The sequence below is a fragment of the Myxococcus sp. RHSTA-1-4 genome, from assembly GCF_020037125.1.
Classification (GTDB): domain Bacteria; phylum Myxococcota; class Myxococcia; order Myxococcales; family Myxococcaceae; genus Myxococcus.
In genome coordinates this window covers 45,411-61,146 of the sequence record NZ_JAIQDG010000021.1, presented here as the reverse complement: position 1 = coordinate 61,146, position 15,736 = coordinate 45,411, and the positions used below count along the sequence as shown (strand labels likewise).

The following is a 15,736-nucleotide window of genomic DNA, read 5'->3' as shown; positions in this document are numbered from 1 at the left end:
GATTAGAACCCGACGTCGAGCGACGTCCAGAAGCTGCGGCTGGGGGGGAAGGGGGCCACGTCGATGTTGCGGGCAATGGCCTGGTTGCCGAAGTTGCTCACCTCCGGGTCCAACCCCGAGTAGCCCGTGAAGGTCAGCAGGTTGCGCCCGCTCAGGCTCAGCCGCGCCGACTGCACCTTCGGAATCGCGGACACCCAGTTCTTGGGCAGGTTGTAGGAGAGCGTCACCTCGCGCAGCTTCAGGAACGAGGCATCCTCCACGTACACGCCCGCGTTCAGGCGGCGGTCGATTTGGCGCTGGCGGCCGGCCGTCTCGTAGTCCGGCGACGTGCCCGCGGCGTCGTAGAGGAACCGGGTGAGGTTGATGACGTCACTGCCCTGCTGCCAGTGCCACAGGAAGGACAGGCTGAGGTCCTGGTACTTGAGGGTGTTGGCGAAGCCCATGACGAAGTCCGGCTCGGTGTCGCCGATCTTCTTCACGATGAAGTTGCCGTTCTCGTCCCGCCCCACGTTGCCGACAATCTGCGTCGCCGAGGACCCCTCCTCGATGCGGAAGGCGCCCAGGCCCGTGCCGAAGCCACCCGAGAAGAACCCGGGCACCGGCAGGTCCGTCACCTTGCTGCGGTTGAGCGCGAAGGTGGCCGAGCTCGTCCACTCGAACGCGCCCCGGAACGGCGTCACCTGCACCATGGCCTCGATGCCGCGGTTGCGCAGCGAGCCGCCGTTGAAGATCTGCGTGGTGAAGCCGGTGGAAGGCGGCAGGTTGCGCCGCAGGAGCAGGTCGTTGATGGTGCGCTGGTACAGCGTCAGCTCCGCCACGAGGTCGCCGCCGAGGAGCAGCGCGTCGACACCGGCCTCGAATTCCCGCTGCCGCTCGGGCCGGATGTTCGGGTCACCCGAGATACCGGTGCCCACCAGACCCGGGGCGCCCTGGATGTTGCCGGTGGCGTTCATGCCGTTGAACTTCATGCCGTACAGCGGCTGGTTGCCCGTCTCGCCGTAGGCCACGCGCACCTTGAACTCGTTCACGATGGGGTGGAACGAGGGGAGCCGGTAGGCGGACGCCAGCTTCGGGTAGAAGAACAGCTTGTTGTGGTCGCCGTTGGCGCTGCTCTGCTCGCCGCGGATGGCGCCGACCACCGTCAGCCGCTCGTCCAGCAGGAGGAGCTCCTCCTGGAGGTAGTAGCCGCGGTCGCGCACGAGCTGGCGGTCCTGCCGCACGCCAATCACCGTGCCGGAGTCCAGGTTCTGCATGCCGGCGTTGAGGTAGCGGCTGGTGACGTACACCGAGTCGATGTTTCGCTCCTCGAGCTGGACACCGCCGGAGGTGGTGGCCACCACGCTGCGCGACGCGGGCTTGTACGAGTGCACCAGGTTGAGGCCGCCGTTCAGGTTGCGCACCTGGCTGGTGCCGAACAGCGAGCGGCCCGGCAGGTCCTCCTGCAGCTCGAAGTTGACCTCGGGCGGGAAGAACAGCTTGTTCTCCTGCTGGAAGCGGTCCACGCCGGCGTTGGCGAGGATGCGCAGGTGGTGCGCGTCCGTCTTCCACAGGTGGACCGTCGCATCACCCGAACCGATGAAGCGCCACACATCCTCGTCGTTCTTCACGAGCGCGGCGGTCTGCAGCGGGTTCGTCTGGTTCACGTCGATGAACGGATTGCGCGGGTACACGCCCTGCGCGTCCGGCTGGAGGTTGAGGAACTCCGGCGCGGACGGCAGCGCCATGTAGGCGGTGATGCTCTGGTTGTCGTTGTTCGTCAGGCCGCGCTGACCCAGGGTGTGGATGAGGTTGGTCGCGACGTTGACCTCGACGGTGTCGCCCACCGTCTGGCCCAGGTTGAGCCGGAACGACTGCTTCTCATAGCCGGTGTTGGCCATGATGCCTTCGTCGTTCTTCACCATGGCCGAGGCGAAGTACTTCGTGTTGCCGGTCGCGCCGCTCACGCTCGCCAGCGTCTCCGAGGACAGGTCGCGGCGGCCCGAGAGCGCCTCCTCGTGGTCGTAGGTGCGGCCGGGCACGTAGTACTGGGCCGCGTCCTCACCGTACGTCTCGATGACCTCTTCCACCGTCTCGAAGCGGCGCTGGCCAATCTTGTTGGCCAGCGAGTAGAAGCCGAGCCGCTGGGTGATGTCGACCTTCGGCTCGCCCGCCCGTCCGCGCTTGGTGTTGATGATGACCACGCCGTTGGCGGCCTTGGAGCCGTAGATGGCGGCGGCGGATGCGCCCTTGAGGACCTCGATGCTCTCGATGTCGTTGGGGTTGATGTCCGCGATGCGGTTGACCTGGTTGTCCTGGGTGGGCGACGGGTTGGAGCCGCTCACCGAGTCCGTCACCGTGTACACGCCGGACGCAATCGCCACGTCGCTGACGAGCACGCCGTCGATGACGTACAGCGGCGCCGTGGAGCCGTTGATGGTGGACACGCCGCGCAGGCGCATCTGGATGCCGCCGCCCGGGGCGCCGGAGTTGGCCTGGATGTTGGCGCCCGCCACCTTGCCCTGCAGCGCCTGGTCCATGGTCTGCGCGGAGGCGCGGTTGAGCTCCTCGGCGTTCACCGAGGCCACCGAGTTGGCCAGGTTCTTACGGGCCACCTCGCTGGCGCGGCCCACCACCACCATCTCCTCGGAGAAGATGTTGTCGAGCTGGACGTTCAGGTTGTTCTGCGCGGCACCGACGCGAATCTCCCGCTCGCCGTAGTCCTGGCTGGAGAAGAGCAGCGTCACCGAACCCGGCGGCACGTTGGGCAGCGAGAAGGTGCCGTCCAGCTCCGTCTCCACGCCCTGGGTGGTGCCCTTGATGATGACACGCACCAGGGGCAGCCCCTCGTCCGTCAGGCGGTCGGCTACGCGTCCCTTGATGGTGCGCCCCATCACCGGAGCCGCGGCCGGCTGGGCCGCCGGAGCAGCCGCGGCCGGCTGGGCCGCCGGAGCAGCAGCCTCGGGCTGGGCCGCCGGCGCCGCGGGAGCCTGCGCCGCGGGAGCCTGGGTTTCGGGAGCCGGCGCGGCGCTACTCGCGTCCTGCGCCAGGGTTTCCAACGAGAAGAGTGCAATTACGCACCCCGGAATCAACGCCCTTCTCAGCGTCATTCGGTCCTCACTCCGCTGCGATTGAACGGCCCCCCCATGCAGGATGCCGTGGGTTGGAATCGTCCCTGGCTCAACGCTTCCGAGTCAACGGCATATCTGGTTTCCAAAACTTGCTCGCGAATACAGAGAGACGGGAATTGTCCGCCCCGGCGCAAGACAGGCGGGCATGTATCAACGGGCGTGTCTCGCGTGACCCGGATTGACACACGCCGTCGTGAGTGCCGCGCCGCGTTGCATCCCGCGCGCGCGGAAGTGGCAACCTGCCGCCCGTTGCGGGCGACAATCCAGGCCATTCCCGTCCGAAGCCGAGGAGCATCGCGCATGCAAGTCCGTCTCGCCCGTCCGTTGTGTCTCTGGAGTCTCGCGCTGGTGTTGAGCGCGTGTGGTGCCGAAGTCGCGGGGCCGGCCGTGGAGACGCCGCCTGCTTCCGTGGAGCAGCCCGCGCTCGCGGGGCCGTGCGCGGGCAACACGTCCTTCCAGGTGGGCGCGGGCCTCCATGACATCACCGGCCCCGCGGCGGAGCTGGGGATGATGGGCTACGCGATGGTGGGCCAGAAGACCGCGGGCATCCACCAGCGGCTGCGCTCGCGCGCGTTCGTCATCGCCTCGCCCTGTAACGGCCGGCGCGTGGCCTTCGTGAGCGCGGACCTGGGCCTCGTCTCCCAGGGCGTCAAGCAGCAGGTGGTGGAGCGGCTGAAGGCCACGTACGGCACGCTGTACTCGGACGAGAACGTGGTGCTGAGCGCCACGCACACGCACAGCGGGCCGGGGGGCTTCTCGCACTACGCGCTCTACAACCTGACCATCCTCGGCTTCGACAAGCAGAACTTCGACGCCATCGTCGACGGCATCTACCAGTCCATCGTCCGCGCCCACGGCAACCTCACGGCGGGCTCCATCCGGCTGGCCACGGGAGATCTGCTCAACGCCAGCATCAACCGCTCGCCGGAGGCGTATCTGCGCAACCCCGCCACGGAGCGGGCGCAGTCCGCCTACGACACGGACAAGCGGATGACGCTGCTGCGCCTGCAGGACGGCACCGGACGGGAGGTGGGCCTCATCAACTGGTTCGCCGTCCACGCCACGTCCATGGGCAATGACAACCTGCTCATCAGCGGCGACAACAAGGGCTACGCGTCCTACCTCTTCGAGAAGCTCAAGGGCACGAACTACACCGCCGCGAAGACCTTCGTCGCCGCCTTCGCGCAGAGCAACGAGGGTGACGTGACGCCCAACATCCACGGCGGAACGAACGGAGGCGGGGCCAACGACTTCGAGAGCACCGAGCTGTCCGGCCGCAAGCAGTACGACCTGGCCCGCGTGCTGTATGACGGCGCGGCGCAACCCCTGACAGGCGCCGTGGACTACCGGCACACCTACGTGAAGCTGGACGAGGCGCAGGTGGCCCCGGCGTATGCGGATGGTGTCGCCCGCACCACCTGCGAGGCGGGCATCGGCCAGTCCATGCTGGCCGGCGCCGAGGACGGCCCGGGCTTCGGCTACGAGGGCGCCTCCTGCGAGGCCATCAACGACGTGTGGGACGCCATCACCTGCGCGGCCATGAGCACGCCGTGCCAGGGGGAGAAGCCCGTCGTCCTGGAGATGGGCACCATGCAGCCCTACCCGTGGACGCCCGAGGTGCTGCCGCTCCAGGTGGTGACGATTGGCAACCTGGCGCTGGTGGCGGTGCCCTTCGAGATGACCACCATGGCGGGCCGCCGGCTGCGCAACACGGTGCAGGCGCAGCTCGCGCCGCTGGGGGTGGACCACGTCGTCATCGCGGGCCTCTCCAACGCGTATGCCGGCTATATGGTCACCCGGGAGGAGTACGCGAAGCAGGACTACGAGGCGGCCTCCACCCACTTCGGACCGTGGCAGCTCGCGGCGGTGCAACAGGAGGCGGCGAAGCTGGCCTCGGCGCTGCGCGACGGCGCCTCCGTGCCGGCGGGCCCCACGCCCCGGGACTTGCGCAACGAGCAGACGACGGTGCAGACGGGCGTGGTGTTCGACGACAAGCTGCTGTGGGTGGACTTCGGCTCGGTCGTCACCAACGCGAACGCCTCCTACGCGCGGGGCGCGACGGTGAGCGTGAAGTTCTGGGGAGGCCACCCGAAGAACAACCTGCGGCGCCAGGGCAGCTTCCTCCAGGTGCAGCGCAAGTCGGGGACGTCGTGGGTGACGGTGGCCAACGACTGGGACTGGGAGACGAAGTACCGGTGGGAGCGCAACAACTGCGTGCCCACGTTCGCGTGCTCGCACGTCACGGTGGAGTGGAAGATTCCGGCGGACGCCACGCCGGGCACGTACCGCATCCGCCATGACGGCGACTGGAAGTCCGGCTGGGACGGGCTCATCCGCCCGTACACGGGCTATTCGCGCGAGTTCACCGTCAACTGACGGCCTCCCGCGGCACCAGGAGGGCCCCCTCCCGCGAGGTCCGCCGCCCGCCGGGTGACGGGGCGGCCTCGCCGGGGAGGGGTGGGTGACACAAGTCCCCGTCACCAGGGGTTTTCCCAGGTCAGCCGGGGCTTTCCAGGCCCGCCCGCCACGTCAGGGGGCCCCCTCCGTCCGGCGGACGCGTCGGGAGGCCCCCATGACGCGGAAAGACGTGTTGCCCCGGGGCCCGGCCCTCCCATAAGAGACCGACGAACATGGCGATGAACGAGCGTTACGAGCCGCAGGCGATTGAAGGCAAGTGGCAGACCCGCTGGGACGAGGCGGGCATCTTCCGGGCGGGCAAGCGCCCGGGCGCACCCAAGAAGTACGTCCTCGAGATGCTGCCGTACCCCAGCGGGAAGATGCACATGGGGCACGTGCGCAACTACCTCATCGGGGACGTCTACTCGCGCTACTTCCTGATGCGCGGCTTCGACGTGCTGCACCCCATGGGCTGGGACGCCTTCGGCCTGCCGGCGGAGAACGCGGCCATCAAGGACGGCGTGCACCCGGCGGTGCGCACCGAGGAGAACATCGCCTCCTTCAAGAAGGAGATCAAAAGCCTCGGGTACGCGTACGACTGGGACCGCGAGGTCAACACCAGCAAGCCCGAGTACTACCGCTGGAACCAGTGGTTCTTCATCCAGATGCTGGAGCGCGGGCTCGTCTACCGCCGCTTCAGCAAGGTGAACTGGTGCACCGGCTGCCACACCGTCATCGCCAACGAGCAGGTGAAGGACGGTGTCTGCGAGCGCTGCGACTCGCCCGTGGTGGACAGGGAGATGCCCGAGTGGGCGTTCCGCATCACCCGCTACTCGCAGGACCTGCTGGACGCGCTGGACACGCTCAAGGAGTGGCCGGACCGCATCACCTCCATGCAGCGGAACTGGATTGGCCGCTCGGACGGCGCCGAGGCCGACTTCCGGGTGCAGGGGCATGACGCCTCGCTGCGCGTCTTCACCACCCGCATCGACACCATCTTCGGCTGCACCTACGTGGTGCTCGCGCCGGACCACAAGCTGGTGGCGAAGGTGACGACCCCGGAGCGCCGCGCGGACGTGGAGGCCTTCGCGAAGCGCATGGCCGCCCAGTCCAAGACGGAGCGCCTGGGCGAGGACGCGGAGAAGGAGGGGGTCTTCACCGGCGCGTACGCGGTGAACCCCTTCACCGGCCAGCCCGTGCCCATCTGGATCGCCAACTTCGTGGTGAGCGACTACGGCACCGGCGCGGTGATGAGCGTGCCCGCCCATGACGAGCGGGACTTCGCCTTCGCCCGCAAGTACGGCCTGCCCGTCAAGGTCGTCATCCAGCCGGCCACCGGCGACAAGCTCCCCGAGGGCGGCAAGCTGGAGGCGGCCTATACCGAGTACGGCGTGCTGGTGGACTCGGGTGAGTACACGGGCCAGACGTCCGAGGCGGCGCGCATGGCCATGGCCGCGAAGCTGGAGAAGGACGGCCAGGGCCGCGCCACGGTGACGTACCGCCAGAAGGACTGGGGCTTCAGCCGCCAGCGCTACTGGGGCACGCCCATCCCCATCGTCTACTGCGAGAAGTGCGACCCCGAGCGCCACGGCATCCCCGTGCCGGTGGACCAGCTCCCCGTGCGCCTGCCGGAAATCGACACCCAGGCGGTGCTCACCGGCAAGGGCGAGCCGCCGCTGGCCAAGGTGCCCGAGTGGGTGAACACCACCTGCCCGAAGTGCGGCGGCCCCGCCCGGCGCGAGGCGGAGACGATGGACACCTTCGTCGACTCCTGCTGGTACTTCGCGCGCTACCTGTCGCCGCGCTACGACGCCGCGCCGTTCGACCCGAAGGAGGCCCAGCGCTTCCTGCCCGTGGACATCTACGTGGGCGGACCCGAGCACGCGGTGATGCACCTGCTGTACTTCCGCTTCTGGACCCGCGTGATGAAGCTGCTGGGCCTCAGCCCGGTGGACGAGCCCGTCACGCGCCTGATTACCCAGGGCATCGTCAACGGCCCGGACGGCCGGAAGATGTCCAAGCGCTGGGGCAACGTGGTGGCGCCCGCCTCCATCGTCCAGAAGTACGGCGCGGACACCGCGCGCACCTACGTGCTCTTCGCCGGTCCGCCGGAGCGTGACTTCGACTGGTCCGACGACCAGGTGGAGGGCGTCTTCCGCTTCCTCAAGCGCGTGTGGACGCTGGCGGCCACGCACCACGCGGCGGTGGCCGGCGTCACCCACGACGGCGCCTACGAGGGCAAGGCGCTGGAGACGCGCCGCGCCGCGCACAAGTGCCTCAAGCGGGTGGGGGAGGCGATTGAGCGCCTGTCCTTCAACACCGCCATCGCCGGCATCATGGAGTGCGTGAATGCCCTCTACGCGGTGGGCACGCCGGAGACGCCCGCGGAGAAGGCGGCCATGGCCGAGGCCGTCCGCATGCTCGCGGTGGTGCTCACCCCGTTCGCGCCGCACATCGCGGACGAGGTGGCGGAGGCGTACGGCTCCAAGGCGCTCACCGTGGCCCAGCCGTGGCCGGACTTCGACCCGGCGCTGGTGGTGGACGACGTCATCCCCTACGCCGTGCAGGTGAACGGCAAGCTGCGCGCGGAGATTCGCGTGGCGGCGGACGCGGGGGAGGCGGACGTGCGCGCGGCGGCGGAGGCGGACGAGAAGGTGCAGGCCGCCATCACCGGCAAGACGGTGCGCAAGTTCGTCTTCGTCCCCAAGCGGCTGGTGAACTTCGTCGTCGGCTGAGCGGGGGCCCGGGTGCCGGTCGAGGTCCTTGTCATGTGTGGTGCGTGCGGGCGGCCCCAGCCGGCGGGCGGCCCGCGCTGCATCGCGTGTGGGGCCCCGCTACCGGACGCGCCGCTCCCCGCGCCGCCGGGTGCCAATGCGCCCTTCCTCAGCGCGGACCTGGGCGGTGGGCGCGCCCTCTCCTGCGAGGGGGAGCGCCTCTCCTACCGGGGCGGCACCGCCGAGACGCCGCAGGTGGTGGACCTGGGCAGCCTGCGCGGCGTGGAACTGCGGACGCGCTTCTTCCGCGAGGCGCTGGCCCTGGGGGCCTTCGCCCTGCTGGGCTTCGTGGCCCGCGCTCCCGCGCTGAAGGCCGTGGCCTTCGGAGTGGCCGCGTTGGGCGTGCTCCTGGCGGTACTGTGCCGCTCCCATGCGCTGGTGCTGGAGACGTCCGCGGCGGGCCGGGTGCGCTGGCCGCTGGGCCTGGCGCGCCGGGGCTCGGAGCGGGACGCGCGCCTGCTCGCCGCCTGGGACACGCTGGCCGGCGTGGTGCGCGCGCGGGGCGTGCCCGTGCGTGTCGTGGGCGCGCGGCCTCCCGTCCGTCGTGACGCCCCCCGCGCTTGACGGGCAGGCGTGGCCGGGTAGGGTGCCGCGCATGTCGCGTCCCTTCGCGCCCGTGTTCCGGCGCTTCCGGTCGGGTGTGGTGGTGGGAGTGTCGGCGGCCTGCGTCGTCTCGGGCGCGGGGTGTGGCTACCGCTTCACGCCCCGGGGTTCGGGCCTTCCAGAGGGGGTGAGCACCCTCTGCGCACCGCTCTTCACCAATGAGACGCCGGAGCCCACGCTGGAGGCGCTCTTCACGCGCTTCGCGCGCCAGGAGCTGACGCGGGTGGGCAGCCTCTCCGACGGCACCGCGTGCGACGCGCGCGTGGAAGGCTCGGTGCTGTCGGTGTGGAACCAGCCCACCATCGTGGGCAACTACTTCCGCGTCTACGCCTCGGCCCGGCTGCGGCTGGTCAAGGACGGACAGGTCCTCAAGGACACGCAGGTAAGCGGGGCGGAGGACTACCTGCTGGGAAGCGGGGACGTCCTGGAGGCGGAGACCCACCGGCAGGCCGCGCTGGATCGCCTGGCGGAGGCGCTCATGCGCGACGGGGTGCATCGGCTGACGAGCGCCTGGTGAGGAGACCGAAGCCTCCTCCCGGCAGCCTGCTCAGCTCGGTTTGAAACGGGGCCACCGGAAGCGGCCCCGAATACGGCGCTCAGGCCCGGGCGGCCTTCGAGGCGGCCTTGGCGAGGCGGGAGATGCGGCGGGAGGCGGTGCGCTTGTGCAGGACGCCCTTGGAGGCGGCCTTGTTCAGCGCCTTGGAGGCCGCCTTGAGCGCGTCCGTCGGGTTCCCACCCTTGGTGGCGAGCGCCTCGCGGGCGGACTTCACGGCGGTCTTCACCTCGCCGCGAACGGTGACGTTGCGCGCGCGACGCTTGAGGGACTGACGGTGACGCTTCTCTGCGGACTTGGTGTTGGCCAAGAGAAATCTCCAGCTAAAGGCAGGCTAAAAGAGGCGCCGTCCTTACTGCGACGCCTCGCGGGCGTCAAGGCAGGCGTGGGGAGAATCATCCAGCGGAGGTCGTGTATTCCCACACCAGCCCGGCGGGGTCCTGGAAGGTGAGCCGCCCCTCGCGGGCCTCGCGGACGCTGCCGGGGTGGGCCTCCTCCAGCACGGCCCGGAGCCGCTCCACGGCCCGGAGGGAGGGGGCTTCCAGGATCAGACCGGCGGAGCCCGGACCGGGGGAGGGTGCCCCCCCGCCCTGGAAGACGACGCGCAGGGCGCCGTCCCCGTAGGCGGCCTCGTCCGGGCCGGAGCGCTCGGAGGTCCACCCCAGCCGGGGCGCCACCCCCTCCCAGAAGGCGCGCTGGGCGGCCAGGTCCGCCACCCGGAAGCGCAGGCCCGCCACGGGGGCACGGGGCTGCCGGGCGGGCGGGGGCAGGGACTTCTCCTTCACCTTCGCGGCCTGCCAGTGGCGCTCCATGTGCTCCAGGGTGGCCTCGCCGAAGGGCACGCCCTCGGCGCGGAGCTGGGACTCGATGTGCTGGAAGCGGGTGGTGAAGCGGCGGATGGCCATCCGCAGCGCGTCCTCGGCGGGCGCCTTGATGAAGCGCGCCAGGTTGGCCAGGGAGAAGAGGACGTCCCCCAGCTCGTGCTCGATGGCGTCCCTGTCCCCGGAGGCGATGGCCTCGTCCAGCTCGTCCAGCTCCTCGGCCAGCTTGCCGCGCACGCCGGCCAGGTCCGGCCAGTCGAAGCCGATGCGGCTGGCCTTCTCCGTGAGGCGCTCGGCGCGCATCAGCGCGGGCGCGGCGACGGGCACCCCGTCCAGCACGGAGCCCTCGCGGCCCGTCTTCCGCTTCTTCTCCTCGGCCTTCAGCTTCGCCCAGTTGGCCAGCACCTGCTCGGCGCCATCCACGCCGCGCAGCTCGCCGAAGACGTGCGGGTGGCGGCTGACGAGCTTGTCGCCAATGGCCTTCGCGACGTCGGCCATCGTGAACTCGCCCAGCTCCGTGGCGAGCTGGGCGTGGAAGACAATCTGGAAGAGCAGGTCACCCAGCTCCTCGCAGAAGGTCCGCCAGGAGCCGCCGTAGCCCACCCGGTCCATCTCCTCCAGGACCTCGAAGGCCTCTTCGAGGAGGAAGGGGCGCAGCGAGCGCAGGTCCTGCTCCCGGTCCCATGGGCAGCCGCTCTCCGAGCGCAGCCGCCGCATGATGTCCACCAGCCGCTCCAGCTCCGCCCCCGGGGTCCGTGTCGTGTCCACCATTCGCGTCCCTGTAACACGCACGCACGTCCTCCCGGGAACGGATGAAAGACGGCGGGAGGGCGGGGGAGGTGGCGTTCGCTTTCGTGGTTCGCCTCGGGTCGCCTATCATCCGCGGCCTGGATGATCCGTCCCCCGTTCCTCGCCTTCGTCCTCTGCGGCCTCGCGCTCCTGTCCTCGGGGGCGGCGTCCGCGCAGACGGGAGCGCCCTCCCGCTCCGGCGGGTACGTGGATCCCCGCTACATCGAGCCCGACCTCAAGGACGAGTCCTTCGACCCACAGGACCAGCCCATCGAGGACATTCCCGACGAGGCGGAGGAGCCCCCTCCCGCGGAGGAGGATGAGGAGCCCACCTCCCGGAAGTCCGCGCGCGGCGCGAAGGGGGCGGAGGCCGTACCCGCGGGCGCGAAGACGCCCACCGCTCCCGCCCCGGCGCCCGAGGTGCCCGCCTTCCAGCCGCGCCCCGTCCTGAGCCCGGTGCTGGCGCCGCGCCGGACGGACGCGGAGGTGCTGGAGGTGTGGGGGCGGTGGCGGCAGGCCCGGGCGACGAATGACGCCACGGCCGCGCAGGCCGCGCAGGCGGAACTGGTGAAGCTGCGTGCCGAGCTGCTGGCCACCGACCTGGAGCCGCTCAGCGTGGGCTTCCTGCGCGAGGCCGCCGTGCGGCGCCGGGCGGGAGACGCGCCAGGCGCGGTGCGGCTGGCGGAGCTGGCGGTGGAGCTGTCACCGGGGCTGCCCTACGCGCGCTTCTCGCTCGCGGAGGCGTACGCGCTGGCGGAGCCGGGCAACGTGTCCCGGTACCTGGGCCAGGTGCGCGCGGCCTTCGTGACGCTGGTGAAGGACCCGCGCTACCGCCGGCCGATGCTGGCGGACCTGGGCGCGCTGGCGCTGCTGGCGTGGGCGGCCACCGCCGCGGTGCTGGTGGGGCTGCTGTTCGTGCGCCGGGTGCGCTACGCGCTGCATGACTTCCACCACCTGCTGCCGCGCGTGGTGGCGCGGTGGCAGTCCGCGCTGCTGGGCCTCCTGCTGCTGGGCCTGCCGGTGGCGCTGGGGCTGGGGGTGGTGCCGGTGCTGCTGGTGATGCTGGGCGCGGTGGCCCTCTACCTCACCCGCGCGGAGCGGACGGTGGCGGCGGTGCTGGTGGCCGGTGTGGGCCTGGCGCCGCTGGCGGCCGGCCAGCTCGCGCGGGTGACGGCCTTCGCGGGCACGCCCGCCGAGGACGTCTACCTCCTGGAGCGCGGCGGCCTGTCCGCGGAAGCCTCCATGGCGCGGGTCCTCGAGCGGCTGGAGTCCCGCGCGGCCACCTTCGCGGAGCTGACCGCGCTGGCGCACTATGAGTCGCGCCGGGGGCTGCTGGAGGAGGCGCGCACGCACTTCAAGGCGGCCTCGGCGCTGCGCAGCGGGGACGCGGGGCTGTTGACGCGCTTCGGCAACACACTGGTGGGCCTGGGGGACGTGGACGGGGCGGCGCAGCTCTACGCGCAGGCCTCCCAGGCGAACCCGGCCCTTGCGGCCCCGCACTACAACCTGGCCCAGGTGTACCGCCGCCGGGCCAAGACGCTGCCGGACTCGGAGGTGGGCAGGGAGCTGGACCGCGCCGCCACCGCCATTGCCTCCGCGCAGGCGCTGGACGGCACGCTGCTGGCCCGCGAGGCGCCCCCGGAGGACCGGCTGCTGCTGAACCTCCTGCTGCTGGCCCCGTCACTGCCGGAGTCCGACTGGCTGCCGCTGGCGGATGGCACGGAGGCGGGGCTCCAGGTGGAGGCGGAGCTGGGGCGGTGGCTGCTGCCCGGAGTGCCGCCGGGGCCGGTGGCCTGGGCGTTTCCCTCGGGGCTGGCGGTGCTGCTGGGCCTGTGGGGCCTGGCCGCGGGGCGCCTCAAGGCCGCGAAGCCCTGCGAGCGCTGCGGCCGCGCGGTGTGCGTGCGGTGCGACCCGGAGCTGGGCGTGGGCAGCAAGCAGTGCGGCCAGTGCGTGAATGTCTTCTCCCGCAGGGGGCTGGTGCCGCAGCAGCTCCGCGCGCGCAAGCAGGGGCAGGTGGACCGCTACCAGTCCTGGGCGGGCCGGCTGTCGTACGCGGTGGGCGCGCTGCTGTCCGGCGCGGGGCACGTCGCCTCCGGGGTGCCGGTGCGAGGCGCCCTCTACGCCTTCTTCTTCCTCTTCGCGCTGGGCGCGGTGCTGCTCCACCGGGGGCTGGTGCGCGCGCCGTATGGCGACGTGCCGCTGTACCTCAAGCTGGTGCCGGCGGTGCTGCTCCTCGTCTGTGTCCACCTGCTGTCGCTGCGCGGCCTGCGCCGGCTGCGGCGGGGGGAGTGAGAAACCATGTCCCTCCAGGGAACGCTGAAGGACTTCGGCATCGGCGACATCCTGCAGCTCATCGGGCAGCAGCAGAAGACGGGCACGCTGCACCTGCACGACAAGGAGCAGGAGGTCCGCGTCGGCTTCAAGGACGGCCACATCATCAAGGTCGAGAGCCTCACGCGGAAGCGCAAGGACCTCATCGGCGCCATGCTGGTGCGCTCGGAGCTCATCACCGAGGCGCAGCTCGAGGGGGCGCTGGAGACGCAGCGGCGCACCCTCAAGCGGCTGGGCGACGTGCTCGTCTCCAGCCATGCCCTCACCGCCGAGCGCTTCCAGTCGATGATGCAGCTCCAGGCGACGGAGACGCTCTACCGCCTCTTCACCTGGAAGGCCGGCACCTACGAGTTCATCCAGGAGCCCGTGGAGCCGGACGCGGAGGCCATCCGCCCCCTGCGCGCCGAGACGGTGCTCATGGAGGGCTTCCGGATGGTGGACGAGTGGCCCGTCATCCGGAAGAAGATCCACCGCGACGACCTGGGCTTCGAGCGGCTCAAGGCGCTGCCACAGCCCCGGGGCGACGAGGAGGGTGGGGAGCTGGGTGTCATCGGCCCCTCCGAGCGGCGCGTCTACGAGGAGATCGCCCCCGGCAGGGATTTGCGCAAGCTGGTGGACGTCTGCTGCCTGGGCGAGTTCGAGACCTGCAAGGCCCTCTTCAACCTGGTGAAGGGGGAGTATGTCCGCGCCATCCACCCGGAAGGCACGCGGGCCCCCGCGCCGGGGGACCAGCGCCTGCTCGCCCGGGTGGCGGGCACGGTGGGACGCGTGGTGGCCACCATGGTGGTGCTGGCGGCGCTGGCCCTGGTGGTGTCCCGGGGCGCCTGGGCCCACCCGGGAGGTACGCCGGGCACCTCTTTCGCGGACCCGGCCGCCCAACGTCATGTTTCGCGGGCCCAGCGCGTCCGTATCGAAGCCGCCCTGGAAGTATTCCGGTTGGAACGGGGTGAGCTTCCGGAGCGCCTGGATTCTTTGGTGCAGGCTGGATTGTTGAGTCCGGAGGAATTGAGATACCCGTGGCGGGAGGAGTACTACTACCGGCGGCTGGCCGCTCGGCGGTTCATCCTCTTGCCACCCTTGCGCTAGCCCGGAACCAAAGTCGTCTTTCGCGCTAAACGGGCCGGCGTTACGTTGAGGTCAGCAGGCCTGACCCGAGGAACGAACCGCATTGCGAAATCCCGCCACGTTGGAAGCGCCCGAAGTCCTCACCACCTCCGCCTCTGCCAAGGTGGACGTTCGTGACAACGCGACCGCCCTGGCCCTTTGCGGCAACCAGAACGAGAACCTCAAGCTGATGGAGCGGCGCCTCGGCGTCCGCGTCGGTCAGCGGGGGACCGAGTTCCACCTGTCGGGCCCCTCGGACGCCGTGGCCTTCTCGGTGCGCCTCCTGGAGAACCTGGAGGAGATGATCCGCGCCGGCCGCCCCGTCTACCGCGAGGACGTGGAGCAGGGCATCAAGGTGCTCGGCCGCGGAGCGGAGTCCCTCCAGGAGGTCATGCTCGGCCCCGTGCTGAAGAGCTCGGGCAACCGGCAGATCTCCCCCAAGAGCATCAACCAGAAGCGCTACGTCGACTCCATCCGCTCCCACGACATCGTCTTCGGCATCGGCCCCGCGGGTACGGGCAAGACGTACCTGGCCATGGCCATGGCGGTGGCCTTCCTCCAGGAGCGGAAGGTCAAGCGCATCATCCTCGCGCGTCCCGCGGTGGAGGCCGGCGAGAAGCTGGGCTTCCTCCCTGGAGACCTGCAGGAGAAGGTGAACCCCTACCTGCGCCCGCTGTACGACGCGCTCCACGACATGATGGCGGCCGAGCGCGCCGCGCACCTGCTGGAGCAGGGCGTGGTGGAGGTGGCCCCGCTGGCCTTCATGCGCGGCCGCACCCTCAATGACGCCTTCGTCATCCTCGACGAGGCGCAGAACACCACCGTGGAGCAGATGAAGATGTTCCTGACGCGCCTGGGCTACAACAGCAAGGCCGTCATCACCGGTGACGTGACGCAGGTGGACCTGCCCACGGGCAAGATGTCCGGCCTGAATCACGCGCGCTCGGTGCTCCGGAACGTCGAGGGCATCCACTTCGCGGAGTTCGCCGAGGTCGACGTCGTCCGCCACCCGCTCGTGCAGGAGGTCATCCGCGCGTACGACAGGGCCGAGCTCGCCCGGCTCGAGGCCCAGATGGCGGCACGGGAGGCGCCGCCCACGCCGGCTCCGGCCACCGCCGCGCCCACCGCGTCCGACCCCGTGCGCGGCGAGTGACAGGCTCACTGCCCACGTACGCCCACCCGCGCACACCCTGGCGGGCGGGCGTATGCTTTCCCACCCTCGTGAATTTTCCCGGGCGTTGCGTCCTTGATGGATCC

The 15,736-nt window shown here is 70.5% G+C and carries 10 protein-coding genes; 7 read left to right on the top strand and 3 right to left on the bottom strand.

The features are described 5' to 3' along the window. Positions 1-2: 2 nt before the first annotated feature. Positions 3-2,873, bottom strand: coding sequence for a SusC/RagA family TonB-linked outer membrane protein (locus tag K8638_RS26615; RefSeq protein ID WP_370644120.1), 2,871 nt, complete (start codon positions 2,871-2,873; stop codon positions 3-5). A gap of 534 nt (positions 2,874-3,407) precedes the next feature. Between K8638_RS26615 and K8638_RS26610 the strand changes: the two genes are divergently transcribed. The 4 genes from K8638_RS26610 (at position 3,408) to lptE (ending at position 9,398) form a co-directional block, all read left to right on the top strand. Next, entirely contained in the window at positions 3,408-5,483 is a 2,076-nt protein-coding gene (locus K8638_RS26610) for a neutral/alkaline non-lysosomal ceramidase N-terminal domain-containing protein (RefSeq protein ID WP_223757440.1), read from the top strand. Positions 5,484-5,737: 254 nt separating this feature from the next. After that, on the top strand, positions 5,738-8,239 hold the full coding sequence (gene leuS, locus K8638_RS26605; protein WP_223757439.1) for a leucine--tRNA ligase: 2,502 nt from the start codon (positions 5,738-5,740) through the stop codon (positions 8,237-8,239). 33 nt (positions 8,240-8,272) lie between these two features. Then, positions 8,273-8,842 carry a hypothetical protein gene (locus K8638_RS26600; protein ID WP_223757438.1) on the top strand — a complete coding sequence of 190 codons (570 nt, stop codon included), beginning with the start codon at positions 8,273-8,275 and terminating at the stop codon, positions 8,840-8,842. Between the two features lie 31 nt (positions 8,843-8,873). Beyond that, the gene (gene lptE, locus K8638_RS26595) at positions 8,874-9,398 is read left to right on the top strand and encodes an LPS assembly lipoprotein LptE (protein ID WP_223757437.1); all 525 of its coding nucleotides are present in this window, start codon (positions 8,874-8,876) and stop codon (positions 9,396-9,398) included. Positions 9,399-9,477: 79 nt separating this feature from the next. Here the strand turns inward: lptE and rpsT are convergent, their stop codons facing one another. Then, positions 9,478-9,744, bottom strand: coding sequence for a 30S ribosomal protein S20 (rpsT, locus tag K8638_RS26590; RefSeq protein ID WP_223757436.1), 267 nt, complete (start codon positions 9,742-9,744; stop codon positions 9,478-9,480). A gap of 85 nt (positions 9,745-9,829) precedes the next feature. Next, a complete protein-coding gene (mazG, locus tag K8638_RS26585) occupies positions 9,830-11,026 on the bottom strand; it encodes a nucleoside triphosphate pyrophosphohydrolase (RefSeq protein WP_223757435.1) in 1,197 nt (398 codons plus the stop codon). Positions 11,027-11,146: 120 nt separating this feature from the next. Here mazG and K8638_RS26580 point away from each other — a divergent pair, with 120 nt between their 5' ends. The 3 genes from K8638_RS26580 (at position 11,147) to K8638_RS26570 (ending at position 15,632) form a co-directional block, all read left to right on the top strand. Next, positions 11,147-13,336, top strand: a complete 2,190-nt coding sequence (locus K8638_RS26580; protein WP_223757434.1) for a hypothetical protein — start codon at positions 11,147-11,149, stop codon at positions 13,334-13,336. A gap of 6 nt (positions 13,337-13,342) precedes the next feature. Next, positions 13,343-14,461: a DUF4388 domain-containing protein gene (locus tag K8638_RS26575; protein WP_223757433.1), complete on the top strand. Its 1,119-nt coding sequence runs from the start codon at positions 13,343-13,345 to the stop codon at positions 14,459-14,461. 82 nt (positions 14,462-14,543) lie between these two features. Continuing rightward, a complete protein-coding gene (locus tag K8638_RS26570) occupies positions 14,544-15,632 on the top strand; it encodes a PhoH family protein (protein WP_223757432.1) in 1,089 nt (362 codons plus the stop codon). The last annotated feature ends 104 nt before the right edge of the window (positions 15,633-15,736 follow it).